Raw genomic sequence first — 26677 nt, 5'->3', positions numbered from 1 at the left:
ACGACGTCAGTCGACCACGGAAATCGACAGCCCGCCGGAAAAACTTCTCCGGCGGGCTGTCGTACGGTCGATCGGGATCGATCAGGCCTCGGTGATGTCGATCTCGTGCATCAGATCGGCGTCGATGGCGACCCGCACCTTCTCGAGCAGCCCCTCCGGCACCCGCGAGTCGACGGTCAGGACGCTGAGCGCCTTGCCGCCGGCCGAGGTGCGGGCGATCTGCATGCCGGCGATGTTGATGGACGACTCGCCGAACTCGCGGCCGTAGACCGCGACGATGCCCGGGCGGTCGTCGTAGACCATGACGATGAGGTGTTGGGCGACCGGCACCTCGACGTCGTAGCCGTTGATCTCGACGATCTTCTCGATCTGCTTCGTCCCGGTGAGCGTGCCCGAGACCGAGACCTGCGAGCCGTCGCTGAGGGCGCCGCGCAGCGTGATCAGGTTGCGGTACTCCTCGCTCACCGAGTCGGTGATGAGCCGGACCTCGATGCCGCGCTGCTCCGCCAGCAGCGGCGCGTTCACGTACGAGACGGTCTCGCTGACGATGTTGGTGAAGATGCCCTTGAGCGCCGCGAGCTTCAGCACGCTGACGTCGTAGTCCACCAGCTCGCCGCGCACCTCGACGTCGATGCTGGTCAGCGGGCTCTCGGCGAGGCCCGAGAACACCTGTCCGAGCTTCTCGACGAGCGGGATGCCGGGGCGGACGTAGGGGTCGATCACACCGCCGGCGACGTTCACCGCATCCGGGACGAGCTCGCCCGAGAGCGCCAGGCGCACCGAACGGGCGACCGAGACGCCCGCCTTCTCCTGCGCCTCGTCGGTCGACGCGCCGAGGTGCGGGGTGACGATGACGTTCTCGAGGGAGAGCAGCGGCGAGTCCGTCGGGGGCTCGCTGACGAAGACGTCGAGCCCTGCGCCCGCGATCGAGCCGGTGGTCAGCGCGCGGTAGAGGGCGTCCTCGTCGATCAGGCCGCCGCGGGCGACGTTCACGATGAACGCCGTCTCCTTCATCAGCGCGAGCTGGTCGTCGCTGATCATGCCGGTGGTCTCCGGCGTCTTCGGCATGTGGATCGTGATGAAGTCCGCCTCGGCGAGCAGTTCGTCGAGGGTGACGAGCTGCACGCCCAGCTGCTGGGCGCGGGCCGAGGTGACGTAGGGGTCGTACGCGATGACCTTGGTCCCGAACGCCTGCAGGCGGGCGGTGATCAGCGCGCCGATGCGGCCGAGGCCGATGATGCCGATCGTCTTCTCGTAGAGCTCGACGCCGGTGTACTTCGAGCGCTTCCACTGTCCCTGCGCGAGCGCGCTGTGCGCCGGCGGGATGTGGCGGGCGAGGCTCAGGATGTGCCCGACCGTGAGCTCCGCGGCCGAGATGATGTTGGAGGTCGGGGCGTTCACGACCATGACGCCCGCCGAGGTGGCCGCCTTGATGTCGACGTTGTCGAGCCCGACGCCCGCGCGGGCGACGACCTTCAGCTTCGGGGCGGCGGCGATGACCTCGGCGTCGACCTTGGTGGCGGAACGGACCAGGATCGCGTCGGCATCGGCCACGGCGGAGAGCAGAGCCGGACGGTCGGTGCCGTCGACGGAGCGGATCTCGAAGTCGGGCCCGAGGGCGTCGACGGTGGCGGGCGAGAGTTCTTCGGCGATCAGGACGACCGGCTTTGTCACGTGGCAGATTCCTTCGAGGTGCAGGGCTGACTTGGGAGAGAAGAGCGCCGCAGGCGTCGGGGCGCGAGTCCGGCTTAACTCTAGCGGGCGCGCGGGGCGTGCTTTCGCCGCGTTACGCCCGCGCGGGAGAGGATGGGCCGGTGACCGTCTTCGAGATCGTGCAGCTGGTGACCCGGCTGGCCCTGGCCGTCGTCTTCGTCGTGATGGGGGTGCTGCACTTCGTGCCGGGGCCGGCACGGGGAATGGCGGCGATGATCCCGCCGGCCCTGCGCGGGTCGGGCGTCCTCGCGCCGCCCGTGCTGGTGGCGTTCACCGGTGTCTGCGAGCTGGCCGGCGGCGTCGGGCTGCTGGTCCCGGCCACGCGCGTCGCCGCCGCGATCTGCCTGGTCGTCTTCCTGATCGCGGTGTTCCCGGCGAACGCGTACGCCGCGCGGCACCCGCAGAAGTTCGGCGCGTTCGGGACGCCGCTCATCCCGCGCGCGCTGCTGCAGCTGGTCCTGATCGCGCTCTGCGTGGTCTGCGCGCTCTGACGGTAGCGGTCTAGTCGCGCGCAGCGCGGGCGGCCGCGACCGCCGCGTGCACGGTCGTCGGATCGGTGATGTCGTAGACGGCCTCGCCGCCTCCCGGGCCGCTCGGGGCGCCGTGTACGGTGTCGCGCGCCGACAGGTGCACTGCGTCCACGCCGGCCGCGACGAGCGCGGGGATGTCCTCCACCCGCACTCCCCCGCCCGCCATCACCTGGATGCGGCCGGCCGCGCGGTCGGCGAGGGCGGCGAGCCCGTCCCGCCCGTCGATGCTGCGGGCGGCACCGCCCGACGTGAGCACCCGGGTCACGCCGCGATCGGCCAGGTGCTGGAGGGCCTCCAGAGGGTCCGGCACGATGTCGAGCGCCCGATGGAAGGTGACCGCCGCCCCATCGGCTGCGGCGACGAAGCGTTCCACGGCCGCGAGGTCGACCCGGTTCTGCTCGTCCAGCGCGCCGACGACGACGCCGGATGCCCCGGACTCCCGGGCGAACCGGATGTCGGCGACCGTCGTCGCGAGCTCGTCCTCGTCGTAGACGAACCCCCCGCCGCGCGGTCGCACCAGCACGTGGACGAAGTCCGGCCGGGATGCGGCCTCGGCCGCCGCGACCGCGCCGCGCAGCAGTCCGGCGGACGGCGTCAGCCCGCCGAGCCCGAGAGCCGAGCAGAGCTCGATGCGGTCGGCTCCTTCGGCGAGGGCGATGCGGATGCCCGGCAGGTCCTGCACGGCGATCTCGACGGCGGGGCGGCCCATGGTGCTGTTCCTCTCGACGACGAAGGGGTGCCGTGCTCTGTCGAGCACGGCACCCCTCAGACTAGTGCGCCGTCGAGCGGCGCCGGTCGGTGCGCTGGGTCAGCGCGCGACCTCGCCGTCCACGTAGTCGTCGTCGTTCGACGCGTTCCAGGCGAACAGCTTGCGCAGCTCGCGGCCGGTCGCCTCGATCGGGTGCTGCTCGCCCTTCTTGCGCAGCGCGAGGAACTCCGGCGCGCCGGCGTCCTGGTCGGCGATGAAGCGCTCGGCGAAGGCGCCGGACTGGATGTCGGCGAGGACGGCCTGCATGTTCTCCTTGACGTGCGGGTCGATGACGCGCGGGCCCGAGACGTAGTCGCCGTACTCGGCGGTGTCGGAGACGCTCCAGCGCTGCTTGGCGATGCCGCCCTCCCACATCAGGTCCACGATGAGCTTGAGCTCGTGCAGCACCTCGAAGTAGGCGACCTGCGGCTGGTAGCCGGCCTCGGTCAGGGTCTCGAAGCCGTACTGGACGAGCTGCGACACACCGCCGCAGAGCACGGCCTGCTCGCCGAACAGGTCGGTCTCGGTCTCCTCGGTGAAGGTGGTCTTGATGCCGCCGGCGCGCAGTCCGCCGATGCCCTTGGCGTAGCTGAGGACGAGGGGCCACGCGTTGCCGGTGGCGTCCTTCTCGACGGCGACGATCACGGGGACGCCGCGGCCGGCCTCGTACTCGCGGCGCACGGTGTGGCCCGGTCCCTTCGGGGCGACCATGATCACGTCGACGCCCTCGGGGGCCTCGATGTAGCCGAAGCGGATGTTGAAGCCGTGACCGAAGACGAGTGCGTTGCCCTCTTCGATGTTCGGCTGGATGTCCTCGGCGTACAGGTGGCGCTGCACCTGGTCCGGGGCGAGGATGACGACCACGTCGGCCCACTTGGCGGCGTCGGCGGCGCTGAGGACGCGGAAGCCCGCCTCCTCGGCCTTCGGCTTCGACTTCGAGCCGTCCTTCAGGCCGATGACGACCTCGACGCCCGAGTCGCGGAGGTTCTGCGCGTGCGCGTGACCCTGCGAGCCGTAGCCGATGACGGCGACCTTCTTGCCCTGGATGATCGAGAGGTCTGCGTCGTTGTCGTAATAGATCTCAGCCACTGGGGGATTCTCCTTCGTACGTGTTTCTGACTGCTTCTGAGTTCGGACTGCTTCTGCCGCCGCCGGGGAGGCGGGTCAGTTCTTGAAGACGCGCTCGGTGATCGACTTCGAACCGCGTCCGATCGCGAGCAGGCCCGACTGGGCCATCTCCTTGATCCCGTAGGGCTCGAGCACCTTGAGCAGTGCCTGGGTCTTGCCGGAGTCGCCCGTGACCTCGATCACGAGCGCGTCCGTGGCCACGTCGACGACGCGGGCGCGGAACAGGTTGACCGCCTCCAGGACCTGGGAGCGGGTGGAGTTGTCGACGCGCACCTTGATGAGCAGGTGCTCGCGCTGGACCGACTGGGCCGGGTCGAGCTCCACGATCTTGATGACGTTGATCAGCTTGTTGAGCTGCTTGGTGACCTGCTCGAGCGGCAGGCCCTCGACGTCGACGACAACGGTGATGCGCGAGAGCCCTTCGACCTCGCTGGTGCCCACCGCGAGCGAGTGGATGTTGAACCCGCGCCGGGCGAACAGGCCGGCGACCCGCGTCAGCAGGCCGGGCTTGTCCTCCACGAGGAGGCTCAGGACATGGGTGGTGATACCGGTCGTGCTCACGGGGGTCACTCCTCTCCGAAGGCGGGGCTGTGGTCGCGGGCGTACTGGACGTAGCTGTTGCTGACGCCCTGCGGCACCATCGGCCACACCATGGCGTCGGCGCTCACGACGAAGTCGATGACGACCGGGCGGTCGTTCGTCTCCAGGGCGAGTGCGATGGCGGCGTCCACCTCCTCCTCCTTCGTGACGCGGATGCCCAGGGCGCCGTACGCCTCGGCCAGCTTCACGAAGTCCGGGACGCGCACGGTGTCGTGCCCCGTGTTGAGGTCGGTGTTCGAGTAGCGACCGTCGTAGAACAGCGTCTGCCATTGCCGCACCATGCCGAGCGACGAGTTGTTGATGATCGCGACCTTGATCGGGATGTTGTTGAGCGTGGCGGTGGCGAGCTCCTGATTGGTCATCTGGAAGCAGCCGTCGCCGTCGATCGACCACACCGTGCGGTCGGGCTGGGCGACCTTGGCGCCCATCGCGGCGGGCACCGAGTAGCCCATGGTGCCGGCGCCGCCCGAGTTCAGCCACGAGTTGGGACGCTCGTACTTGATGAACTGAGCGGCCCACATCTGGTGCTGTCCGACGCCGGCGGTGTAGATCGCCTCCGGTCCGGTCAGCTCGCCGATGCGCTTGATCACGAACTGCGGGGCCAGGAGGCCGTCGCTCGTCTCGCTGTACCCGAGCGGGAACTCCTCGCGGAGCCCGTTCAGGTACGTCCACCACTCGACGATGTCGGGCGCACCGGCCGACGCGGACGCGTCCTGGAACGCGGCGGTCAGATCGACGATGACGTCCTTGGCATCGCCGACGATGGGGACGTCGGCGATGCGGATCTTGGAGATCTCGGCAGGGTCGACGTCGACGTGCACGATCTTCGCGTTGGGCGCGAAGAGGGAGGTGTTGCCGGTGACGCGGTCGTCGAACCGCGCGCCGAGCGACACGATGAGGTCGGACTCCTGGAGCGCCAGCACGGCCGGGACCGTGCCGTGCATCCCCGGCATGCCGAGGTGCTGCTGGTGGGAGTCCGGGAAGGCGCCGCGCGCCATCAGCGTGGTGACCACGGGGGCGCCGATCGTCTCGGCGAGCTCCAGCAGCTCCTGCGATGCGCGCGAGCGGATGACGCCGCCGCCCACGTAGAGGACCGGCTTCTTGCTCTCGACGAGCAGCTGGGCCGCGGCGAGGATCTGCTTGCCGTGGGCCTTGGTGATCGGCCGGTAGCCGGGGAGGTCGACCTTGGGGGGCCACACGAACGGTGCCGTGTTCTGCTGTGCGTCCTTGGTGATGTCGACGAGCACCGGGCCCGGGCGGCCCGTTCCGGCGATGTGGTACGCCGCGGCGATGGTGGCCGGGATGTCCTCCACGCGCTTGACCAGGAAGGAGTGCTTCGTGATCGGCATGGTGATGCCGACGATGTCCGCCTCCTGGAAGGCGTCCGTCCCCATCAGGGTCGAGAACACCTGGCCGGTGATGAACACGACGGGGACGGAGTCCATGTGCGCGTCCATGATCGCGGTGACGAGGTTGGTGGCACCGGGGCCGGAGGTCGCCATGGCGACGCCGACCTTGTTGGAGGCCGCCGCGTAGCCTTCGGCGGCGTGGCCGCCGCCCTGCTCGTGGCGGACGAGGATGTGTCGGATCTTGGACGAGTCCACGATCGCGTCGTAGATCGGCAGGATCGCCCCGCCCGGGAGCCCGAAGACGTCGGTGACGCCGAGGAGCTCGAGGGTGCGGACGACGGACTGCGATCCGGTCAGTTGTTCGGGCGACGCCTTGCCCGGCGTCGCGGAGGGCAACACGGTGTTGGGGGTTGCATCCGAGGACATGCCTTATCGGTCCCTTACGTACGAAACGGTTGATACTGCTGGAGAGGCGAAGGACTACCCCGTGACCGCGCCTTCTGCTGCAGAACGCACGAGCTTGGAGTACTTCGCGAGAACGCCACGGGTATAGCGCGGAGGAAGAGGAGCCCAGCCTTCACGGCGGGCATTCAGCTCAGACTCGTCGACAAGTAGGTCGAGGGAGCGAGCCGCGATATCGACCCGTATCAGATCACCATCGCGCACGAAGGCGATGGGACCTGCGTCCACCGCTTCGGGTGCTATGTGGCCGATGCACAGGCCGGTTGTGCCGCCTGAGAATCGTCCGTCCGTCAATAGTAGTACATCCTTGCCGAGGCCCGCGCCCTTGATGGCCGCGGTGATGGCGAGCATCTCGCGCATGCCCGGTCCGCCCTTGGGGCCCTCGTAGCGGATGACCACCACGTCGCCGGCGTTGATACGTCCCTCGGTGAGGGCGTCCATCGCACCGCGCTCGCGCTCGAACACGCGCGCCGGTCCCTCGAAGACCTGGGCGTCGAAGCCCGCGGTCTTCACGACGGCGCCCTCGGGGGCGAACGATCCCTTGAGGATCGTGATGCCGCCTGTGGCGTGGATCGGGTTGTCGAGCGTGCGCATGACCTCGCCGTCCGGAGCCGGCGGGTTGATCTCGGCGAGGTTCTCCGCGACGGTCTTGCCGGTGACGGTGAGGCAGTCTCCGTGGATGAGTCCCGCGTCGAGCAGGGCCTTCATGACCACCGGGACGCCGCCGTGCCGGTCGACGTCGTTCATCACGTACTTGCCGAAGGGCTTGAGGTCGCCGATGTGCGGGACCTTGTCGCCGATGCGGTTGAAGTCGTCGATCGTGAGCTCGACCTCGGCTTCGTTCGCGATGGCGAGCAGGTGGAGCACGACGTTGGTCGAGCCGCCGAACGCCATGGCCACGGCGATGGCGTTCTCGAACGCCTCCTTCGTGAGGATGTCGCGGGCGGTGATGCCGAGCTTGAGGAGGTTGACGACGGCTTCGCCCGAGCGGTGGGCGAAGTAGTCGCGCCGGCGGTCGGCCGACGGCGGGGCGGCCGAGCCCGGGAGGCTCATCCCGAGCGCCTCGGCGACGGAGGCCATCGTGTTCGCGGTGTACATGCCGCCGCAGGCGCCCTCGCCCGGAGCGATCGCGCACTCGATGCGCTTGAGGTCCTCTTCGCTCATCTTGCCCGCCTTGCAAGCGCCGACGGCCTCGAAGGAGTCGATGATCGTGACGTCCTTCTCGGTGCCGTCCGACAGCTTGACCCAGCCCGGAGCGATGGAGCCCGCGTAGAGGAACACGGCCGACAGGTCGAGCCGCGCCGCGGCCATGAGCATGCCGGGCAGCGACTTGTCGCAGCCCGCGAGCAGCACGGTGCCGTCGAGACGCTCGGCCATCATGACCGTCTCGACCGAGTCGGCGATGACCTCACGCGACACGAGTGAGAAGTGCATGCCCTCGTGGCCCATCGAGATGCCGTCCGAGACGGAGATGGTGCCGAACTGCAGCGGGTAGCCGCCGCCGGAGTGCACGCCTTCTTTGGCGCCCTGGGCGAGCCGGTCGAGGGAGAGGTTGCAGGGGGTGATCTCGTTCCACGAGCTGGCGATGCCGATCTGCGGCTTCTCCCAGTCGGCGTCGCCCATGCCGACCGCGCGGAGCATGCCCCGGCTCGTCGTGGCTTCGATTCCGTCGGTGACGACGCGTGAACGCGGCTTCCAATCGATCTCTGGCATGGGACAACTCTAGGACGTCTCGAATGCTCGTCCGTTCATGTCCGCGGAATTAGCGGTCCGCCCCTCCTGTCAACACGGTCTGCAGTCTCCGCACCGGCCGTGCGATACAGACGCCGAACACCGTGCGCCAGATCCCCGCCGGCAACTGCTCGACGAGCCGGTGGATCAGATAGGAGACACCGAGCACCACGACGAGACAGGCGCCGGTGACCCACCACGCGGTCTCCGGCGTCGCGACCGCCGCAATGAGCGCATAGCCGATCGCGCAGTGCACGAGGTAGAGGGGATAGGTGATCGCACCGGCGACACGGCTGCCGGGCAGGCGGGCACGGGCGATACGCGGAACGGTTAGGAGGAGGACGACGCCGAACATGCCCACCACCACCGCGACGACGATCGCCGGCTCCCACGGCACCAAGGGGCCTTTGAGACCGTGCCGGACCGCGGCGATCGCCCCGCCGATCACGGCCGCGGCCAATCCCGCGATACGCAACGGCGTCCACCCGCTGCGTGCTCCTCCCGCGATCACGGCGCCTCCGGCGAAGAAGAGGTTCAGATACCCGAGGAGCGGCAATTCGGAGACCAGCGGCAGGAGGATGGTCGAGACGAGCATGCCGATGGCCCAGATGGGGAAGAAGAGGTCGAGCCAGCTGCGCTTGCCCGCCAAGACGAACACGGCGACCATGATGTAGAAGAGCAGCTCCATCTGGAGCGTCCAATACACGCCCTCGAGGTTCTCGTACCCCAGAAGCGGCGCGAACATCGTCACGTTGGCGAGGATCTGCTTGACCCCGTGGATCCCGAGTCCGTTCGTGAGCGCGAGAACCCCTACCGAGACGATCAATCCTGCCCAATAGGCGGGATACAGACGCGTGGCGCGGCTCGCCAAGAATCCACCGGCATCGCGACCGTGGATCGACGTGGCGATGACGAACCCGCTGATGATGAAGAAGAGTTCGACGCCGAGCACACCATACGATGCGCCGAGCACGAAGGACGTGCGCAGGGGGATGATCCCCACCCACGGGCCGTAGTAGATCCAGTGAAATGCGACGACGGCGAGGGCGGCGATGAGCCGGAGATAGTCGAGCCCGTCGATCCGTGATCTGTGCGCACCCTCGGCGACGACCGCCCGCGCCTCAATGGCCTCCGTCATGACTCTCCCCCGCGTCCGAACCCCTCTACCGCCGCAGAGACTCTATCGCCAGCGACGCATCGACGCCGCGGCGACCGTCGTTCAGCGCGAGGCGCGCGCCTCCGCGAGCAGCGTCAGCAGTGTGGCGATCGCACGTTCGTCGGCCACCCGGTACTGGGCCGCGGTCTCCCCCTCCCCGACCTTGACGCCCACGTCTCCGTCGTGCGGCCGCAGCACGCGCAGGCCGTCCTCGTCGGTGACGTCGTCGCCCGCGAAGAGCACCGCCGTCGCCCGGGTGTACTCGCGCAGCCGCTCGATGCCGTCCCCCTTGTCGGCGCCACGCACGGAGAACTCGATGATGTCCTTGCCGTCGCGCACCGTCAGGGCGTCGCTGACCTCGCCGGCGGCCTCGTAGGCCCGCCGGACGACCTCGGCGCCGCGGTCGCCCTCCACCGTGCGGTAGTGCACGCCGAAGCCGACCGGCTTGACCTCGAGCTTCGTCCCGGGGACAGAGTCCACCAGCCGGCCGAGGGTCTCCCCCAGCCGGTCGAGCGTCGTGCGCTCGTCGTCGCTCAGGTCGAGGGAGACGCCGTCGCGGCCGAACCGGATCTCCACGCCGTGCGATCCGATCAGCAGGGCGTCCTCGTCCGCCTCGGTCACGGCCTCCAGGCTCTCGAGCGGCCGGCCGGACACGTAGGCGACCCAGGTGTCCGGGAGCTTCTCGAGCCGGTCGAGCGCGGCTTTGGCCTCCGGCAGGGCGCGCGCGCCGCGGGGGACGTCGACGAACGGTGCGAGCGTGCCGTCGAAGTCGAGGGCGAGCAGCAGCCGGTCGGCCTCCGCCAGCCGGCGCACGGCGGCGGCGATCGCGATGGCGGAGTCGGGCGGGAAGGACGGCGTGGAGTCGGTCATGCGGCTTTCCGGTTCGGTGCGGGAGGTCGGGCACGCCGGGTCAGCGGCGGTTCACCATCGGGTTCTGGAGGGGGTGGTCGCCGTGCGCGGCGCGTGTCAGGGCGTCCAGGAACGACGCCGACCAGCGTGCGACGTCGTTCGTCAGCACCTTCTTGCGCAGTGCGCGCATGCGGCGCGTGCGATCGCGTTTGGGCATCGCGACGGCCTGGAGGATCGACTCCTTCAGCCCCTCGATGTCGTGCGGGTTGATCAGGAGGGCCTGCCGCAGCTCGTCCGAGGCACCCGCGAACTCGCTCAGGATGAGGACGCCGTCGTCGTCGACGCGCGAGGCGACGTACTCCTTGGCGACCAGGTTCATCCCGTCGCGCAGAGCAGTCACGAGCATGACGTCCGCCGCGAGGTAGAGGGCGACCATCTCCTCCCGCGGGTACCCGTGGTGCAGGTAGGCGATCGCGCTGTGGCCGAGCGTCGAGTAGTCGCCGTTGATGCGACCGACCGTCAGCTCGATCTCGTCGCGCAGCTGCCGGTAGGTCTCGACGCGCTCCCGGCTCGGGCTCGCCACCTGGACGAGCGTCACGTCCTCGGCCGAGAGGTCGCCGTCGCGCAGCAGCTCGCCGAACGCCTTGAGCCGGTGGCCGATCCCCTTGGTGTAGTCGAGCCGGTCGACGCCGAGCATGATCGTCTCGGGGTTGCCGAGCTCCTCGCGGATCTCGCGGGCACGGGCCTGGATGTCCGGGCGGCGGGCGAGCTCCTGGTACTTGTCCGCGTCGATGGAGATCGGGAAGGCCCGGGCGAGCACGGTGCGCGCCAGGCCGCCGTGACGGTTCGTCGTCACGTGGCGGTGCGAACCGGCCTCGGGGTCGTCGCTGTCGATCGGCACCTCGATGATGGGCCCGCGGGTCTCGTAGCCCTTGAGGCGGCGGACGGCGCGCGAGAAGTTGCCCGCGTCGGCGACGCGCTGGAAGCCGATGACGTCGGCTCCGAGCAGCCCGTCGATGATCTGGCGGCGCCAGGGCAGCTGCGAGTAGATGCCGTAGGGCGGGAAGGGGATGTGGTTGAAGAAGCCGATGACGAGGTCCGGCCGCGTCTCGCGCAGCATCGCGGGGACGAGCTGCAGCTGGTAGTCGTGCACCCACACCACGGCGCCGCGTGCGGCGGCGCCGGCGGCGGCGTCGGCGAACCGGCGGTTGACCTTCACATAGCTCTCCCACCACTCGCGGTGGAAGCTCGGCTGTGCGATCACGTCGTGGTACAGCGGCCAGAGGGTGTCGTTCGAGAACCCCTCGTAGTACTCCTGCAGCTCCTGCTCGCTGAGCGGCACCGGCAGGATGTTGATCCCGTCGGCCTCGAAGGGCTCGACCTCCTCGCCGGAGACGCCGGCCCAGCCGATCCAGATCCCGTCCTGCGACCGCATCACCGGCTCCAGCGCCGCCACCAGACCACCGGGCGACGGGCGCCAGTCCGCGTTCCCGTCGTCGTCGATCACCCGGTCGACCGGCAGGCGGTTCGAGACGATGACCAGATCGTAGGTTTCGGTGGCGGATGCGGTGTCGGGTTTCGCTGAGATGGTGGATCCTCTCCCTCGGCGTCGGTGGGGGTGGCTTCCCGCCACAGTACCAGCGTCGCTCCCGGCGGTCCGGGGCCTGGACGGGGACGCCGTTCGGCGGTACGACACGCGTCGTTCAGTGCCCGGGGCTAGAGTTCGGCCGTGATGCGCATCGGCATGGGAACGACCTGCGTCTACCCCCTCGGCCCCGAAGAAGCCTTCCGCACGGCCGCCGAGCTGGGCTTCGACGGCGTGGAGGTGATGGTCACCCGCGACGACGCCACCCAGGCGGCCGCGCCGTTACGCGCGCTGTCCGAGCGGTTCGGGATGCCCATCCTCAGCATCCACGCCCCCGTCCTGCTGCTCACCCATTTCGTCTGGGGCCGCGATCCGCGGGTGAAGCTCGAGCGCTCGGCCGCGCTGGCGGCGGACCTGGGCGCGGAGACCGTCGTGGTGCACCCGCCGTTCCGCTGGCAGTCCGGGTACGCCGACGACTTCCTCGGGATCGTGCGCGGGACGGCGGCGGCGTCCGGGGTGACCGTCGCGGTCGAGAACATGTTCCCGTGGAAGGTCGCGGGGCGTTCGATGGCGGCCTACTCCCCCGGCTGGAATCCTCTGGGGATGGACTGCGACGCGGTCACGCTCGACTTCTCGCACGCCGCCCTGAGCGGTGTCGACGGCCTGCGTCTGGCACAGGAGCTCGGCACGCGGCTGAGCCACGTGCACCTGTGCGACGGCTCGGGCACCCTCGACGACTCCCGGGTCTTCGACGAGCACCTGGTCCCGGGCAGGGGAACGCAGCCGGTGGCAGAGGTGCTGCGACTGCTCGCCGCGACCGGCTGGAGCGGCTCGGTGGTGGCAGAGGTCAACACCCGCAAGGCGCGCACCCGGCCGGAGCGGCTCGACCTGCTGCGCGAGACGCTGGAGTTCGCCCGCGAGCACAGCAGCGCAGCGGCCCCCTAGCCGAACGGCCCGCTCAGCCCGCCGTGCCGAGGCGCCGGACGAGCTGCCGCGCGTACTCGGCGTAGCCGTCCGCAGTCGGGTGGAACGCGTCGACGCCGCTCGTGTGCACCCACGGCTTCGCGTCCCCGATGGCGTGCCCGGCGAAGTCGACGCCGATGAAGGTCATCGGCGCGCCCTTGGCCCGTTCGGCGTCGACCGCGTCGTCGATCACCTGGTTGAGGCCGATCGTCGCGGCGTTGATCGCCGCGGCCATGCCGAAGTCCTTGGCGTTCGGGTCGGAGGCGTCGTACATGAGGGCGTACCCGGTCACGACGACCCGCGCGTTCGACGCCGCCTGCAGGATCGCGTCGTACACGGTGGCGAGACGCTCCGGGAGGACGTTGAGGAGCGACAGCGCGGACGTGAGCTGGCTGCGGCACGAGGCCGCCTTTCCCGCCGCGCAGTCCGCCGCGATCGCGGCGACGCCCAGATCGTTGCCGCCGATGCTGACGGTGACGAGGTCGGTGCGGTCGTCGAGGGAGATCAGCTGTTTGCGCAGGAGGTCCGAGGTGGTGGCGCCGGAGCACGACGCGTTCACGACGAGGTCGACGCCGGACTCGCGGGTGAAGACCGACGGGTAGCTCGCAGAGCTCGACCGGCACTTGCCCGTCTCGCCGCCGCCTCCCATCCCTGCCGCGAAGGAGTCGCCCAGGGCGACGTACCGTGTCTTCGCCGTGAGGGGCTGCCGCGGGAACGGGTCCGGCGTGGCGGACGGCGTCGCGGTCGACTCCGCCTGCGCGGTCGCCGCCGGGGCGACGGCGGACGGGCCGGCGCAGGCGGCCACCAGTGTCAGCACCGCGGCGGCCAGTGCACCGGCGAGCGCGGTCGGGAGGGCTCTGCGTCGCATCTGATCGAGCGTACCGAAGATGCCTTGGCGTTCGGTCCGATCCAGCCGGGAGGTCGGCGGGAGGCGGTCAGATCCGTTCGGTGAGGGCCAGCAGCACGGCGGGCACGCTCTCGGAGAGGCGTTCGGCGAACTTGCGCTCGTCGCCGGCGAGGAGCGCGTGCGCCTCGCCGCTGGCGCAGAGCTCGGCGATGACCCGCACGGCCTCCGCCGGGTCGATGGTGAAGCGGCGGTGCGCGCTCGCCAGGGCCGCGATCACGATCTCGGTCAGGTCGCGGTAGAAGCCGTCCTGGAACGCCAGATAGCCTCCCGCGATCGCCGGATCGCGCAGCGCCAGGAGCTGGAATTCGGACTGCACGAGCCACCAGCGCCGGTCGTCCGACTGCAGCTCGAGGATCTTGGTGACGATGTCGATCACCTGGGCGTCGTCGATCTCGGTGACGCCGGATTCGACCAACGGGGCGAGGTGCTGGGCGAGGCCCTGGTCGAGCTGTGCGAGCCGCATCGTCTTCTCGCGCTCCATCAGGGCGAAGAAGAGTTCCTCCTTGGTGGAGAAGTTGGAGTAGAACGCGCCCCGGGTGAAGCCCGCCGCCTCGGCGATGGTCTCGACGCTCGCCGCGCGGACGCCCTGCTCGGCGAAGACGTCGAACGCGGCGTCGAGCAGCCGCTCACGGGTGCGGCGGCGGCGCGCGGACTCGGCGGGCGCGTCGTCGCGACCGTCTCTGAGAGCTGTGCTGTCCAAGCTGAAACCTTCCTGAGTCGAGTTCCAGATACACGAGTGTATCCGATACAGTCGAGCATCGGATACAACAGTGTATCGAAGCCCTTCATTCCTGTGACACCCCCGGTCACATCACCACTGGAGAACGCGTGTCCTCACTCCTGTATTCGATCGGCCGCTGGGCCTTCCGCGCCCGCAAGCTGGTCGTCTCGCTGTGGCTCCTGCTGCTCGTGCTGGTCGCCGGCGGCGCCATCGCGTTCAACCAGGGCACCGACAACACCTTCAGCATCCCGGGCACCGAATCCCAGGAGGCGCTCGACACGCTGAGCCGCACGTTCCCGCAGGTCAGCGGCACGAGCGCGCAGATCGTCGTGGTCGCACCGAAGGGCGAGACGGTCGACCAGTCGTCGATCGAGACGCCGGTGGAGAGCACCGTCGCCGATCTCGCGAAGGTCGACGGCGTCTCGGGCGCCACCTCGCCGTACAGCACGACCGTCAAGAACCTGATCTCCGACGACCGGACGGCCGCGATCGTCACGGTGCAGCTGACCGGCCAGCAGACGACGGTCACGGAGGAGACCAAGACCGCGCTGAAGGATGCCGGCGCCGACCTGCAGAAACAGCTGCCCGATGGCTCGCAGGTCGCCGTGGGCGGTCAGCTGTTCTCGCAGAGCCTCCCGACGCTCTCGGTCACGGAACTGGTCGGCGTCGGGATCGCGCTGGTCGTCCTCATCCTGACCTTCGGGTCGATCATCGCGGCCGGGATGCCGCTGGCGACCGCACTCCTCGGAGTCGGGCTCTCGATGGCCCTCATCTTCATCGCCACGATCTTCGGGCCGATCTCGTCGACCACCCCGCTGCTCGCCCTCATGCTCGGGCTGGCCGTCGGGATCGACTACTCGCTCTTCATCATCTCCCGCCATCAGAGCCAGCTGAAGGCCGGAGTCGATCCCGAGGAGTCGGCAGCGCGCTCCCTGGCCACGGCCGGATCGGCGGTGCTCTTCGCGGGCATCACGGTGATCATCGCGCTGGCCGGCCTCGCCGTCGCCAACATCCCCTTCCTCACCACCATGGGACTCGCCGCCTCGGCGGCGGTGGCGATCGCCGTGCTCGTGGCGCTCACCCTCACCCCCGCGTTCCTCGGCTTCGCGGGCGCCCGGATCACCCCCGGGCGCCGTGCCTCCCGTCGCGCGGCGAAGCGCGCCGCCCGGGCTGCGGCCGGCGCGGGTGCTCCCGCTGACGCTCCGGCCGACGCTTCCGCTCCCGTCGAGCGACCGGCCGCAGCGGCCCCGAGCCTCGCCCACGCCGCCACCGCGGAGATCCCGAAGGGCTTCTTCCGGGGCTGGGTGCGCGCCGTCACGCGCTTCCCGATCGTGACCGTGGTCGCGGTCGTCGTCGCGCTCGGGATCGCGGCCGTCCCCGCCCTGCAGCTGAGGCTCGCCCTCCCCGACGCCGGCTCGCACGCCGCCGACGATCCGGCCCGCATCACCTACGACCTCATCTCCGAGCACTTCGGTCCGGGCTACAACGGCCCGCTCATCGTGACCGGCTCGATCATCTCGAGCACCGATCCGGTCGGACTCATGGACAAGATCGGTGCCGAGATCGCCGAGCTGCCCGGCGTGGCCGCCGTGCCGCTCTCCACGCCCAACGAGACCGCGGACACCGGCATCGTGCAGGTCATCCCGGCCACGGGCCCGGACGACCAGCGCACCGCCGACCTCGTCGCCGAGCTGCGCGCGAAGCACCAGCACTTCCTCGACGAGTACGGCGTCGATCTGAAGGTGACCGGCACCACGGCCGCCCAGATCGACGTCTCGAACCGGCTGGCCGGTGCGCTCCTCCCCTTCGGCATCCTCGTCGTCGGACTCTCCCTCGTGCTGCTCACGATGGTGTTCCGCTCCATCGCGGTGCCGATCAAGGCCGCGCTCGGGTACCTGCTCTCGGTCGGGGCCGCCTTCGGCGCGGTCACGGTCGTGTTCGAGTGGGGCTGGTTCGCCGACGCGCTGAACATCGACAAGACAGGCCCGGTGATCAGCTTCATGCCGATCATCCTGATGGGCGTGCTCTTCGGGCTCGCGATGGACTACGAGGTGTTCCTCGTCAGTCGCATCCGTGAGGACTACGTGCACGGCGGCGACGCGCGCCGCGCGGTGCAGAGCGGCTTCGTGGGATCGGCGAAGGTGGTCACGGCCGCCGCGATCATCATGATCTCGGTCTTCGCCGCGTTCGTGCCAGAGGGCGACACCTCCATCAAACCCATCGCCCTCGGCCTCGCCGTCGGCGTGTTCGTCGACGCATTCATCGTGCGGATGACGCTCGTTCCGGCCGTCCTCCAGCTGCTCGGGGACAAGGCGTGGTGGATGCCGCGCTGGCTCGACCGCCTCCTCCCCTCCTTCGACGTGGAGGGCGACGGGCTGCAGAAGGAACTGGAGCTGGCCGACTGGCCGGAGCCGGGTGCGCGGTTCGTCGCGGCGGCCGACAGCCTGTCGGTCAGCGTGCGAGGCCGTGCCGTCCTGCGCGACGTGTCCTTCCGCCTCGGCGACCACGAGGTGCTCGTCGTGCACGGCGGCGACCGGATGGCCGCCCTCACCCTGCTGATGGCGATGACCGGGCGCACCAAGCCCGACGCCGGGACGATGAAGGTGGCCGGCCTCGTGCTCCCCACCCGCGGATCCGGTGTGCGCGGCCGCACCTCGGTCGTCCGTCTGGGCACGTCCGACACCCCCGTCGACGACGTGCGACGGGCACTGGCCAGTCGCCCGCAGCTTCTCGCGCTCGACGCCGCAGACACGGTGACCGACCCGGTCGAGCGCCGCCGCATCCGCTCCGAGCTCTCGGCCGCGCTCAGCCGTTCGCACGTCGAGCAGCGCCCCTTCGCTCTCGTCGTGAGCGTCGTCGACCCCGCGGGACTCGACGACCTCCTGCCCGACGGCGTCGAGACCGGCACTGTACTGCTGCCGGACGACCCCTCCGCACTCCCCGATCACCCGGCCCATCTGCCGGCCCACCTCGAGAAGGCGAACGCCTGATGACCAGCCCGTCCCCCCTCCGCCGCCCCGGATCCCTGTTCTCCCTGGAGCGGATGCGCTCCGACAAGCGGATCACCTGGCTCACGATCGTCGGGATCGTCCTGGTGCCGCTGGCCATCGGCGGCCTGCTCGTCTGGGCACTCTGGAACCCGACCGACCGCCTCGGCGACGTCAAGGCCGCGGTGGTCAACCTCGACCAGCCGGTGAAGATCGGCGACCAGACCGTGCCGCTCGGCCGGCAGCTCTCCGCCGGCCTCCTGGACAGCACGAAGGACAACTTCAGCTGGGTGCTCACCGACCAGAAGGATGCCGAGAGCGGAATCGCCGACGGCCGCTACGTCGCCGTGGTCACCATCCCGAAGTCGTTCTCGAAGGCCGCCACCTCGCCGTCGGGGGATGCGGCCGCCGCGACCCAGGCGACCATCGACGTGCGCACCAGCTCCACGTCCAAGCTCGTGGACCCGGCCATCAGCCAGGTGGTGACCTCGACGGCGACCACGGTGCTCAACAAGCAGCTCACCTCGACTTACCTGGAGAACGTGTACGTGGGCTTCAACACCCTGCACGACCAGATCGGTCAGGCCGCGACCGGGGCCGCCTCGCTCTCGGACGGGCTCACCCAGCTGGCGAGCGGCACGCACCAGCTGAACGACGCGGCCGGGCAGCTCGCGACGGGCGCGTCATCGCTCTCCGGCGGGATCGGGCAGCTGAGCACAGGGGCATCGGCACTCTCGGGCGGCGTCTCCCAGCTCTCCACCGGTGCGTCCGGCCTGGCCACGGGGCTCGGCCGGCTGCAGAGCAGCACCACCGCTCTGCCGGCACAGACCGCGCAGCTCTCCGGTGCCATCGCGGGCGTCGGGACGAAGCTCTCGGCTCTCGCTCAACTGTGCGTCAAGGAAGGCGGCAGCGCCGAGCTCTGCACGGACATCGCCACGCAGGCCGCGACGGTCAACGGAGTGCCGGGTCAGGCGGGCATCGCGGCCGGAGCCGCGCAGCTCGCGGCGGGGATGCCCGCACTGACGGACGGCATCGCGCAGAGCGCCTCCGGGGCCCAGCAGCTCGCCACGGGCGCGCAGCAGTCCGCCGCCGGGGCCGCGCAGCTGGCCGACGGCGCGTCGCAGAGCGCCTCGGGCGCCGCGCAGCTCTCCGACGGCGTCGCGCAGCTGGCATCGGGCATCACCCCGCTGGCGACCGGGGCCGATCAGTCGGCGTCGGGCGCGGCCTCCCTCGCCTCCGGGCTGAAGACCGCCGTCGCCCAGCTGCCGAGCTACGACTCGGGCGAGCGCACCAACCTGGCCTCGGTCGCCTCCGAGCCGGTGACGCAGAAGGCCGACGGTACGGCCGCGTTCGGCTCGACCAGCATCCCGCTGTTCGCGTCGGTGGCGCTGTGGCTGGGTGCCCTGGCCTCGTTCCTGGTGCTGCAGGCGGTCTCGCGCCGGGCGCTGCTGACCTCGCGCGCCGCCGGCCTCATCGCCCTCGACGGCTTCGTACCGGCCGCCGTCCTCGGCGCCGTGCAGGGCGTGCTGGTCGCCGCCATCATGCAGCCCGCGCTGTCGCTCGACGCCGGGCGCTGGATCGGGTTCGCCGCCGTCGCGGTCGGGGTCGGGGTCGCCTTCGCGGCGGTCAACCACGGCCTGGTCGCGCTCCTCGGCGGCGTCGGGCGCTTCCTCTCGATGCTCGTGGTGGTGATCACGCTCGCCTCCGGGATCGTCTCCACCGCGCCCGCGTTCTTCGACGGCGCGATCCCCTGGCTGCCCACGTCACCGGCGATCACAGCCCTCCAGGGCGTGGTGGCCGGCAGCTCGGACGTGTGGCGGGGGCTCGGCGGCCTGCTCCTCTGGGCGGCGTTCGGCTTCGGGCTCGCGCTCGTCGCGATCGCGCGCAGGAGGGTCGTCCGCGCGTCCCAGCTGCTCCCGGCCGAATAGCCTTCGTCGTTCCCCGGCCTCGCGGCCGCCGATCAGGCGGTGACCGCGAGCGCCAGGGTCGCGAGCACCACGGTCAGCGGCGCGACTGCGGCCCCGAGCAGCACGTAGCGCTTCCAGCGCAGCTCGACGTCGAAGGACGTCAGCCGCTGGTGCCAGAGCAGCGTCGCCAGCGACGCCCACGGCGTGATCAGCGGGCCGGCGTTGACGCCGATCAGCAGGGCCGCGAGACGCAGCGGCGAACCCGCGACCGGTTCCAGCGCGAGGTAGGCGGGGAGGTTGTCGATCGCGTTCGCCCCGACCATCCCGGTCAGCGAGAGGCGCAGGAGCGCGAGCGGCGACTCCCCGGTGCCCGAGACGACCGCGAGCAGCTGGTCGAGACCGAGCGAGTGCAGCGCCTCGATGAACAGGAAGAGCCCGGAGGCGAGCACCACCAGCTGCCACGGGACGAGGCCGAAACGCAGCACGGAGCGCCGCCGGACGAGGAAGACCACGCCCAGGGCGACGGCCGCGGCCGACGCCGGCATCCACACCGGGAGCCCCGACACCAGCAGCGGCACCAGCGCGACGACGACCACCGCGCTGGCGACGAAGAGCACGCGGTCGCGCACGGGCTCCTCCTCCCCCGGCTCGTACCTCACCAGCAGTGTGCGCCGCGAGATCACGAACACCGCCACCATGGGCACCGCCATCGCGACGAGCGCCGGCGCCCACATCAGGCCCGCGAACGCCGCGGGAGACGGATCCCCCATCGCGTGCTGGGCCAGCAGGTTCGTGAGGTTGGAGACCGGCAGCAGGAGCGAGCCCGCGTTCGCCATCCACACGGTGGTCAGTGCGAACGGCAGGGGGTTCAGGCCCGCGTGCCGGGCCAGGACGACCACCACCGGCGTCAGCAGCACGGCCGTCGTGTCGAGCGAGAGGAAGATCGTGCACAGCGCGGCGACGAGCACCACGAGCAGCCAGAGGATCCACGCCCGCCCGCGCCCCCAGCGCGCCGTACGCTGCGCCACCCAGGTGAAGAGCCCCGCCTCGGCCGCCAGCTCGGTGACGACGGTGACGGCGACGACGAACAGCAGGATCGGCCACACGCGATCCCACAGCACCGCGACCTCCGGCAGCGGCAGGATGCCGACCCCGACGGCGATCGCCCCGAGCACGAGCAGGACGACCCCTACGACGGCAGTGCGCATCCGGTTCCCTTCCGCCGGGCCGGGTGCCCCCGGCGCCGTAGGCAGCGTACGCTACGGGAAGAGCGAAAGGATGCGGATGCGCAAGTTCGTCTTCAACGGCGCGGTGATCTCGGCCATCATGGGCCTGTGGACCACCATCCAGTCGACCAGGAACGGTGTCCGCGACTGGCGCGTCCCCCTGCTGTGGATCAGCGCTGCGCTGTCCCTGGCGATCGCCATCGGCACCGTGGTCGAGGAGTCGCGGGACGCCGCCGAGCGCGAAGCGAAGCCGCTGGGCTCCCGAAAAGGCTCCTGACCGCGGAATTCCGCTGATCAACCGGCGTGTCCGCGCCGCAGACAGCCCGTTCCTCCCCGACACTGGTACCGACGGGTAGCCAGGGAAGGGGTATCGCGATGTTTGGACGCAGGCGGCACGCCGCCGTTGAGGTTCCGGCGGCGCCGGTCCCTCAGCTGACGGACGTGCAGATCCTCGAGATCGTGCACGGCAAGATCGCCGAGCTCATCGGTGAAGACGGCGAGTGGACGGTCTCGCGCCGTTCGGCCGACGACACCGACACCATCTTCCACTCCGTGCTGGCCCAGTCCGTGTCGGTCGGCATCGCCGCCGCCCTCGTCGATGCGCGTCGTCGACTGGAGTCGGGTGAGATCGGCGCCGTCACCGAGCCGCAGCACCTCGCTCCGACGGAGACCGCTCCCGCCGGCGACAGCGCCGCCGAGCACGTCGCCGACGAACCGGCGGCGTTCGGATGGGAGCCCGCCCCCATCACCATCTGGACGGACCTCCGCAAGCCCGTCACCGGCGAGATCCCCGCGATCGTCGAGCGCAACGCGGCCTGACCCCGCCGGCCCGCGTCAGCCGATCCGGGTCAGCCGATCCGCTTCCAGGAGGCCGGCCCGCCCGATCCCGCGCGGTAGTTCTGCAGCGGGACGTCGTCCTTGCGCCACTCCGTCACGACCGGTGCCACGATCCGCCAGCAGTCCACCGCGGTGTCCGCGCGCACCGACAGCGCCGGGTCCCCGTCGAGGATCCCCTCCAGCACCTCGCCGTAGGCGAGCAGCTGCCCGGGACCGAACTCCACGCTGAGCGCCGCGCGCTCGATCTCGAACGGGTCGCCCGGGCCGTTGACGTTGATCTCCAGCGACATCTCGTCCGGTGCGAGCATCATCCGCAGCTTGGTGGGCTCACGGGTGCCTTTCAGTCCCTTCGGCACGTGGCGGGCGGGTTTGAAGGTCACCACGACCTCCCGCCGCCGCTCCCCCAGCGCCTTGCCGGAACGCAGCGTGAACGGCACGCCCGCCCACCGCCAGGTGTCGATCTGCAGGGTCACCTCGGCGAGCGTCTCCGTTCCGCGGGAGGGATCGACGCCCGGCTCCTTGACGTACGACGGCACGGTCTCCCCGTCGACCTGGCCGGCCGTGTAGCGGGCGCGCCGGCTCGACTCCACCGGGCTGTCGTTCCAGATGCGGGTGGCCCGCAGGACCGTCGCCTTGGCGTCGCGCAGGTCGACCGCGTCGAGGGTGGACGGCGGCTCCATCGCGACGACGGCGAGCACCTGCAGCAGGTGGCTCTGGATCATGTCGACCAGCGCGCCGGCATTGTCGTAGTACCGCGCACGGCCCTCGAGGGCGAGGGACTCGTCGTACACGATGTCGACGCGCTCGATGTGGTCGCCGTTCCACAGGGGCTCCAGGATGCTGTTCGCGAACCGCAGCCCGATCAGATTGAAGACGGTCGAGCGGCCGAGGAAGTGGTCGACGCGGTGGATGCGGTCCTCGGGCACCAGGGTGGCGAGCTGCTTGTTGAGCGCGATCGCGCTGCGCTTGTCCGTGCCGAACGGCTTCTCGAGGGCGAGCGTCAGCCCGCGCGGGAGGTCCATCGTGCCGAGCACGCCGCAGGCCTTCGCGGTGATCGCGGGCGGGAGCGCGAAGTAGAGCGCCGGCGCGCCCTCGCAGGCGGCGAAGATCCGCTCGAGGTCGGCGGCATCCGTCACATCCGCCTGGACGTACACGGTCTGCTTCAGCACCTCGTCCACCGCGGGACCCGACGCCTTCATCGTCTTGAACGAGGCACGGACCACCGATCGCCAGTGCGCGTCGGTCCAGTCCTCGAAACCGGCGCCGACCAGCCGGAACCGGCGGTCCGGGTGATCCGAGAGCAGCTGGCCGATGGCGGGGAGGAGCAGGCGGGCGGAGAGATCGCCGCTCGCTCCGAGAATCGCGAGAGTGTCGACGGTCTGCGTCATGGACTTCACAGTACGGCCATACTGGGGATATGTCGCTCCCCATCGAGGAATACGCCCTGATCAGTGACTGCTTCACCGGAGCGCTCGTGGGCAAGGACGGCAGCATCGACTGGCTGTGCCTGCCCCGCTACGACTCGTCGTCGATGTTCGGGGCGCTCCTCGGCACCGAGGACCACGGCCGGTGGCTGGTCGCCCCCGCCGACGCCTCCGTCGCGAGCACGCGGCACTACGAGGCCGACACCATGATCCTCGTCACCCGGTGGCGGACGGCGGACGGCGAGGTGGAGGTCACCGACGCGATGCCGATGGGCGACCACCGCGCCGACATCGTGCGGCGGGTGCGGGGCGTCAGCGGCGCGGTGCGCATGCAGCAGGAGCTGCGCATCCGGTTCGGGTACGCCTCGGCCGTGCCCTGGGTGCGCAAGGACACGTCGGAGCATCCGTCCGCGCTCGTCGCCGTCGCCGGCCCCGACGCCATCGTCGTCCGCGGGCCGCTGCTGCACGCCGCCGACCACTCGCACCACGGGGAGTTCACCGTGAAGGCCGGAGAGACGGTCGACCTCAGCCTCACCTGGTTCCCGTCGCACCGATCCACCCCGGAAGCCCTCGACGTGGACCGCGCGCTCGCGCAGACCCGCTCGTGGTGGACCCGCTGGGCGGAGGGCTGCGACCACGACGGCCCCTACCGCGACGAGGTCGTCCGCTCGCTGCTGCTGCTGCGCGCGCTGACGCATCTGGAGACCGGCGGCATCGTCGCGGCTGCGACCACGTCGCTCCCGGAGGCGTTCGGCGGCGAGCGCAACTGGGACTACCGCTACGTCTGGCTGCGGGACGCCTCGCTCACGATCGGTGTGCTGCTGGCGCACGGCTACGACGACTACGTCGACCACTGGCGCGACTGGCTGCTGCGGTCGATCGCCGGCGATCCGGCCGACCTCCAGATCATGTACGGGCTCTCGGGCGAGCGCGACCTCGACGAGCGCGAGCTCACCACCCTGCCGGGCTACCAGGGAGCCCATCCCGTGCGCGTCGGCAACGGGGCGTCGACGCAGTTCCAGGCCGACGTGATCGGCGAGGTCATGATCGGCCTCGACCGCGGTCGCGCCGTGGGCGCCCGTGAGACGCGCTTCTCCTGGGCGCTCCAGCGTGCGCTCATGGGGTATCTGGAGGAGCACTGGCGCGAGCCGGACCACGGCATCTGGGAGATCCGGGGCGAGCCGCAGACCTTCACCCACTCTCGCGCCCTGGTGTGGGCGGCCTTCGACTGCGCCGTGCGCGCGGTCGAGCGCGACGGCCTGGAAGGTCCGGTCGTCCGCTGGCGCACGCTGCGCGACGAGGTGCGGGCCGACATCGAGGCCAACGGCTTCGATGCCGTGCGCGGCACCTATGTGCAGCACTACGGCACGCGCGAGGTCGACGCCTCGCTGCTCCAGCTCGCCCAGGTCGGCTACTGCGATTGGGAGGATCCACGGATGCTGGGCACGGTCCGCGCGATCGAGGAGGACCTGCTGCGCGACGGCCTCGTGCTGCGCTACCGCACCGAGCAGGGCGTCGACGGCCTGCCGCCGGGCGAGCACCCGTTCCTCGCGTGTTCGTTCTGGCTGGTCGAGCAGTATGCGCAGTCGCACCGGCTCGCCGACGCCCGGCGCCTGATGGACCGGCTGGTCTCGCTCGCCAACGACGTCGGGATGCTGTCCGAGGAGTACGACGTCGACGGCCGCTCCCAGGCGGGGAACACACCACAGGCGCTGACGCACCTCACGCTCGTCCGGGCGGCGGACGCGATCGCGGAGGCGGAGCGGTGACTGACGCCCGGCCGGCGGAACGCACGGATGCGGACGTCGTGCTCGAGGAGAGGCTGGAACTCGGCTCGCCGTGGGTCACCATCGTCTGGAACGACCCGGTGAACCTCATGTCGTACGTCACCCATGTCTTCCGGACCTACTTCGGCTTCCCGAACAGGGAGGCCGAGCGGCTGATGATGCTGGTCCACCACGAGGGACGCGCCGTCGTGGCGACCGGCACCCGCGAGGAGATGGAGCGTCACGTGGAGGCCATGCACGACTACGGGCTGTGGGCGACCCTGACGAAGGCCGACGCATGAGGCTCTTCCACCCGGTCGGTCATGGCCGCGTCACCGCCCGTTTCGAGCCGGAGGAGGCGGAGCTGCTGCTGCGGCTGGCCACGGACGCCGCCGAGCTCGCCTCCGCCGCAGCCCTGGAGGACGACGACGCCCGCAGCGATCCGGCGATCATCCGCCTGATGCCCGACGCCTACCCGGGCGACCCGGCGGCGTCCGCCGAGTTCCGCCGGTTCACCGCGGACGGCCTCGCGGAGCGCAAGGCCCTCAACGCGCGGATCGTCGTCGAGTGCCTCGCCCGGTCGGACGCCTCCCGTGTGGATGTCACGCTCGACGAGGCGCAGGCCGGTGCCTGGCTGCGGTGCCTCACCGACATCCGACTGGTGCTCGCCGCACGGCTCGGGATCGTGCAGGACGGCGACGAGGGAGACCTGCACGACGAGGAGTCGCAGATCCGTCGGACGGTCTTCGACTGGCTCGCCGTCGTGCAGGAGTCCCTCGTGCTGTCGCTCGGCCGCCGCTAGGCGCGCAGCCGCGCAGCCGCTCAGCCGGTCAGACCGGGAAGCGCACGGCGGCGGCGACCGCGCCACCGCCCGGCACGTCCTCCGACCGCACGGCGTAGACCTTCGCCTTGGAGCCCAGCGACCGGCGGATGATCTCGTCCACCACTCCGTAGTGCCCGGGGGCGTCGTCGGGCGCGAGGCTGATCGCCCCGGACTCGTCGTCGACCGTTCCCGGCACGCGCCGGTCGATGTCGAAGATCAGCGCCTCCACGGCGCCGAACGTCGCCGCCCGGGCGATGTCGCTGAGGTCGACGAGCGCCGTGCCGGCCGCGATCCTGGCCTCGAAGTCCTCCTTGAGCGCGGCGGTCTTGCGGGCGTAGACCGCGTCGAGGACGCCGCGAGCGGCGGTCGAGAGCTCCTCCTCGGTCTTCTCCTCCGGGTTGCCGCCGATGGTCTCCTCGACGAGGTGCGGGTACGCGCTCGCCCCGCGGAAGATCCCGCTCAGCGGCTCGGCCGCGGCGAGGATGAGCGGCTCGCTGCTGTTCGCGAGCAGCGGGTGGAGGGCGCGGTCGATCGCCTGCACGTACTCGAGCATCCGCACCTTCTGCCCCTCCGAGCCCTGGATGCGGCCGTCCGGCGAACGCCCGCTGATCGACGACAGGCCGGCGGCCGCCGCGACGTCGTGCGGCATCCCTGCGACCTCGACGAGCGTGGCGGGCGCCTCCGCGGCGATCCGGATCAGCCGGACCGAGTTCTGGGCGAGGGCCAGGATCAGGGCGGACTGCGGGAACGTCACCGCGCGCAGCAGCGGCTTCACGTAGAAGCGGTCGGCGACCTCGCACACGCTGTTCAGGCGGTTCGGGAGCCGGAACGTCTCGGCCACCTCCCCGTCGAGGAAGACGGCGAGGGAGCGGGACTGGTAGCGCCAGAAGTCGCGGTCCTCGAGGATCACCTCCCCCTCCGCCTGAACTGCTGCGATGCGGGCCTTCGCCACCCCGAGCGCTTCGAGCGCCCGCACGGCCTGGCTGAGATGGTTCTTGAGCTCGATGCGCGCGCGATCCGCCTCCGGCGGCGTCGTGCCCGTCGGCAGGTAGATGCTGACGCACCCCGGCTCGCGCAGAGCGGCGATCCTCTCGATGTCGGCCTTGGTGGGAATGTCCTTGTACTCCACGGTTCCTCCTCGGTCGTCGCCGGTCGCGGTCGTCCGCGACCGGTCTGCCCAGTCTCGCCGTCCGCCATCGGTGCCACAAGCCCCGCGAGGTCCTCGTGCGAGAACGGCCGTTGACAGATCGGCGGATCGCGCCTAC

23 protein-coding genes are annotated in these 26677 nt (G+C 70.5%); 9 read left to right on the top strand and 14 right to left on the bottom strand.

Annotated features, from left to right (window positions below; all coding sequences use genetic code 11):
- Window positions 1-81 precede the first annotated feature (81 nt).
- Window positions 82-1674: a phosphoglycerate dehydrogenase gene (gene serA, locus ACFVU2_RS07300; protein WP_387872569.1), complete on the bottom strand. Its 1593-nt coding sequence runs from the start codon at window positions 1672-1674 to the stop codon at window positions 82-84.
- A gap of 140 nt (window positions 1675-1814) precedes the next feature.
- Here serA and ACFVU2_RS07295 point away from each other — a divergent pair, with 140 nt between their 5' ends.
- A complete protein-coding gene (locus ACFVU2_RS07295) occupies window positions 1815-2204 on the top strand; it encodes a DoxX family membrane protein (protein WP_387872567.1) in 390 nt (129 codons plus the stop codon).
- A 10-nt stretch (window positions 2205-2214) separates the two neighbouring features.
- On the opposite strand, the gene ACFVU2_RS07290 is transcribed toward ACFVU2_RS07295, so the two are convergent.
- The 8 genes from ACFVU2_RS07290 to otsA all read right to left on the bottom strand — a co-directional run bounded on the left by ACFVU2_RS07290 (window position 2215) and on the right by otsA (window position 11854).
- Complete coding sequence (locus tag ACFVU2_RS07290; RefSeq protein WP_387874366.1) at window positions 2215-2952, bottom strand: copper homeostasis protein CutC; 738 nt, start codon at window positions 2950-2952, stop codon at window positions 2215-2217.
- Window positions 2953-3051: 99 nt separating this feature from the next.
- Window positions 3052-4080: a ketol-acid reductoisomerase gene (ilvC, locus tag ACFVU2_RS07285; protein ID WP_387872566.1), complete on the bottom strand. Its 1029-nt coding sequence runs from the start codon at window positions 4078-4080 to the stop codon at window positions 3052-3054.
- A gap of 75 nt (window positions 4081-4155) precedes the next feature.
- On the bottom strand, window positions 4156-4665 hold the full coding sequence (ilvN, locus tag ACFVU2_RS07280; protein ID WP_025157344.1) for an acetolactate synthase small subunit: 510 nt from the start codon (window positions 4663-4665) through the stop codon (window positions 4156-4158).
- A gap of 20 nt (window positions 4666-4685) precedes the next feature.
- Window positions 4686-6494 carry an acetolactate synthase large subunit gene (locus ACFVU2_RS07275; RefSeq protein WP_387872564.1) on the bottom strand — a complete coding sequence of 603 codons (1809 nt, stop codon included), beginning with the start codon at window positions 6492-6494 and terminating at the stop codon, window positions 4686-4688.
- A 54-nt stretch (window positions 6495-6548) separates the two neighbouring features.
- Window positions 6549-8243, bottom strand: a complete 1695-nt coding sequence (gene ilvD / locus ACFVU2_RS07270; protein ID WP_387872562.1) for a dihydroxy-acid dehydratase — start codon at window positions 8241-8243, stop codon at window positions 6549-6551.
- A 49-nt stretch (window positions 8244-8292) separates the two neighbouring features.
- Window positions 8293-9399, bottom strand: coding sequence for an acyltransferase family protein (locus tag ACFVU2_RS07265; RefSeq protein ID WP_387872561.1), 1107 nt, complete (start codon window positions 9397-9399; stop codon window positions 8293-8295).
- A gap of 81 nt (window positions 9400-9480) precedes the next feature.
- Window positions 9481-10287 carry a trehalose-phosphatase gene (gene otsB / locus ACFVU2_RS07260; protein ID WP_387872560.1) on the bottom strand — a complete coding sequence of 269 codons (807 nt, stop codon included), beginning with the start codon at window positions 10285-10287 and terminating at the stop codon, window positions 9481-9483.
- A gap of 40 nt (window positions 10288-10327) precedes the next feature.
- Window positions 10328-11854, bottom strand: coding sequence for an alpha,alpha-trehalose-phosphate synthase (UDP-forming) (gene otsA / locus ACFVU2_RS07255; protein WP_387874364.1), 1527 nt, complete (start codon window positions 11852-11854; stop codon window positions 10328-10330).
- A gap of 144 nt (window positions 11855-11998) precedes the next feature.
- On the opposite strand from otsA, the gene ACFVU2_RS07250 reads away from it, so the two are divergent.
- On the top strand, window positions 11999-12796 hold the full coding sequence (locus ACFVU2_RS07250; RefSeq protein ID WP_387874362.1) for a sugar phosphate isomerase/epimerase family protein: 798 nt from the start codon (window positions 11999-12001) through the stop codon (window positions 12794-12796).
- Between the two features lie 13 nt (window positions 12797-12809).
- On the opposite strand, the gene ACFVU2_RS07245 is transcribed toward ACFVU2_RS07250, so the two are convergent.
- Both ACFVU2_RS07245 and ACFVU2_RS07240 read right to left on the bottom strand, forming a co-directional pair.
- Window positions 12810-13682: an SGNH/GDSL hydrolase family protein gene (locus tag ACFVU2_RS07245; RefSeq protein ID WP_387872558.1), complete on the bottom strand. Its 873-nt coding sequence runs from the start codon at window positions 13680-13682 to the stop codon at window positions 12810-12812.
- A 67-nt stretch (window positions 13683-13749) separates the two neighbouring features.
- The gene (locus ACFVU2_RS07240) at window positions 13750-14421 is read right to left on the bottom strand and encodes a TetR/AcrR family transcriptional regulator (protein WP_387872557.1); all 672 of its coding nucleotides are present in this window, start codon (window positions 14419-14421) and stop codon (window positions 13750-13752) included.
- Between the two features lie 128 nt (window positions 14422-14549).
- On the opposite strand from ACFVU2_RS07240, the gene ACFVU2_RS07235 reads away from it, so the two are divergent.
- Together ACFVU2_RS07235 and ACFVU2_RS07230 are read left to right on the top strand one after the other, a co-directional pair.
- Window positions 14550-17432 carry an MMPL family transporter gene (locus ACFVU2_RS07235; RefSeq protein WP_387872555.1) on the top strand — a complete coding sequence of 961 codons (2883 nt, stop codon included), beginning with the start codon at window positions 14550-14552 and terminating at the stop codon, window positions 17430-17432.
- The gene (locus ACFVU2_RS07230) at window positions 17432-19357 is read left to right on the top strand and encodes a YhgE/Pip family protein (protein ID WP_387872554.1); all 1926 of its coding nucleotides are present in this window, start codon (window positions 17432-17434) and stop codon (window positions 19355-19357) included. The genes ACFVU2_RS07235 and ACFVU2_RS07230 overlap by 1 nt, the downstream gene beginning before the upstream one ends.
- A 32-nt stretch (window positions 19358-19389) precedes the next feature.
- On the opposite strand, the gene ACFVU2_RS07225 is transcribed toward ACFVU2_RS07230, so the two are convergent.
- Window positions 19390-20544, bottom strand: coding sequence for an SLC13 family permease (locus tag ACFVU2_RS07225; RefSeq protein WP_387872552.1), 1155 nt, complete (start codon window positions 20542-20544; stop codon window positions 19390-19392).
- A gap of 76 nt (window positions 20545-20620) precedes the next feature.
- On the opposite strand from ACFVU2_RS07225, the gene ACFVU2_RS07220 reads away from it, so the two are divergent.
- Both ACFVU2_RS07220 and ACFVU2_RS07215 read left to right on the top strand, forming a co-directional pair.
- Complete coding sequence (locus ACFVU2_RS07220) at window positions 20621-20839, top strand: hypothetical protein (RefSeq protein WP_387872550.1); 219 nt, start codon at window positions 20621-20623, stop codon at window positions 20837-20839.
- A 164-nt stretch (window positions 20840-21003) separates the two neighbouring features.
- Window positions 21004-21381, top strand: a complete 378-nt coding sequence (locus tag ACFVU2_RS07215; RefSeq protein WP_387872548.1) for a hypothetical protein — start codon at window positions 21004-21006, stop codon at window positions 21379-21381.
- A gap of 29 nt (window positions 21382-21410) precedes the next feature.
- Here ACFVU2_RS07215 and ACFVU2_RS07210 read toward each other — a convergent pair whose 3' ends face one another.
- Entirely contained in the window at window positions 21411-22787 is a 1377-nt protein-coding gene (locus ACFVU2_RS07210; RefSeq protein ID WP_387872547.1) for a glucose-6-phosphate dehydrogenase, read from the bottom strand.
- Window positions 22788-22816: 29 nt separating this feature from the next.
- Between ACFVU2_RS07210 and ACFVU2_RS07205 the strand changes: the two genes are divergently transcribed.
- From ACFVU2_RS07205 to ACFVU2_RS07195, 3 genes are read left to right on the top strand one after another with little or no spacing between them, the layout of a single operon-like run.
- Complete coding sequence (locus ACFVU2_RS07205; protein ID WP_387872546.1) at window positions 22817-24592, top strand: glycoside hydrolase family 15 protein; 1776 nt, start codon at window positions 22817-22819, stop codon at window positions 24590-24592.
- The gene (gene clpS / locus ACFVU2_RS07200) at window positions 24589-24891 is read left to right on the top strand and encodes an ATP-dependent Clp protease adapter ClpS (protein WP_387872544.1); all 303 of its coding nucleotides are present in this window, start codon (window positions 24589-24591) and stop codon (window positions 24889-24891) included. The genes ACFVU2_RS07205 and clpS overlap by 4 nt, the downstream gene beginning before the upstream one ends.
- Complete coding sequence (locus ACFVU2_RS07195; protein WP_387872543.1) at window positions 24888-25391, top strand: DUF2017 family protein; 504 nt, start codon at window positions 24888-24890, stop codon at window positions 25389-25391. The genes clpS and ACFVU2_RS07195 overlap by 4 nt, the downstream gene beginning before the upstream one ends.
- Before the next feature lie 28 nt (window positions 25392-25419).
- On the opposite strand, the gene ACFVU2_RS07190 is transcribed toward ACFVU2_RS07195, so the two are convergent.
- On the bottom strand, window positions 25420-26541 hold the full coding sequence (locus ACFVU2_RS07190) for a hypothetical protein (RefSeq protein ID WP_387872541.1): 1122 nt from the start codon (window positions 26539-26541) through the stop codon (window positions 25420-25422).
- Window positions 26542-26677 lie beyond the last annotated feature (136 nt).

The sequence above is a fragment of the Leifsonia sp. NPDC058194 genome (assembly GCF_042883605.1).
Taxonomy (GTDB): Bacteria; Actinomycetota; Actinomycetes; order Actinomycetales; family Microbacteriaceae; genus Leifsonia.
Note: the sequence above shows the minus strand (reverse complement) of the source record. Positions and strands in the feature narration are given on the sequence as shown.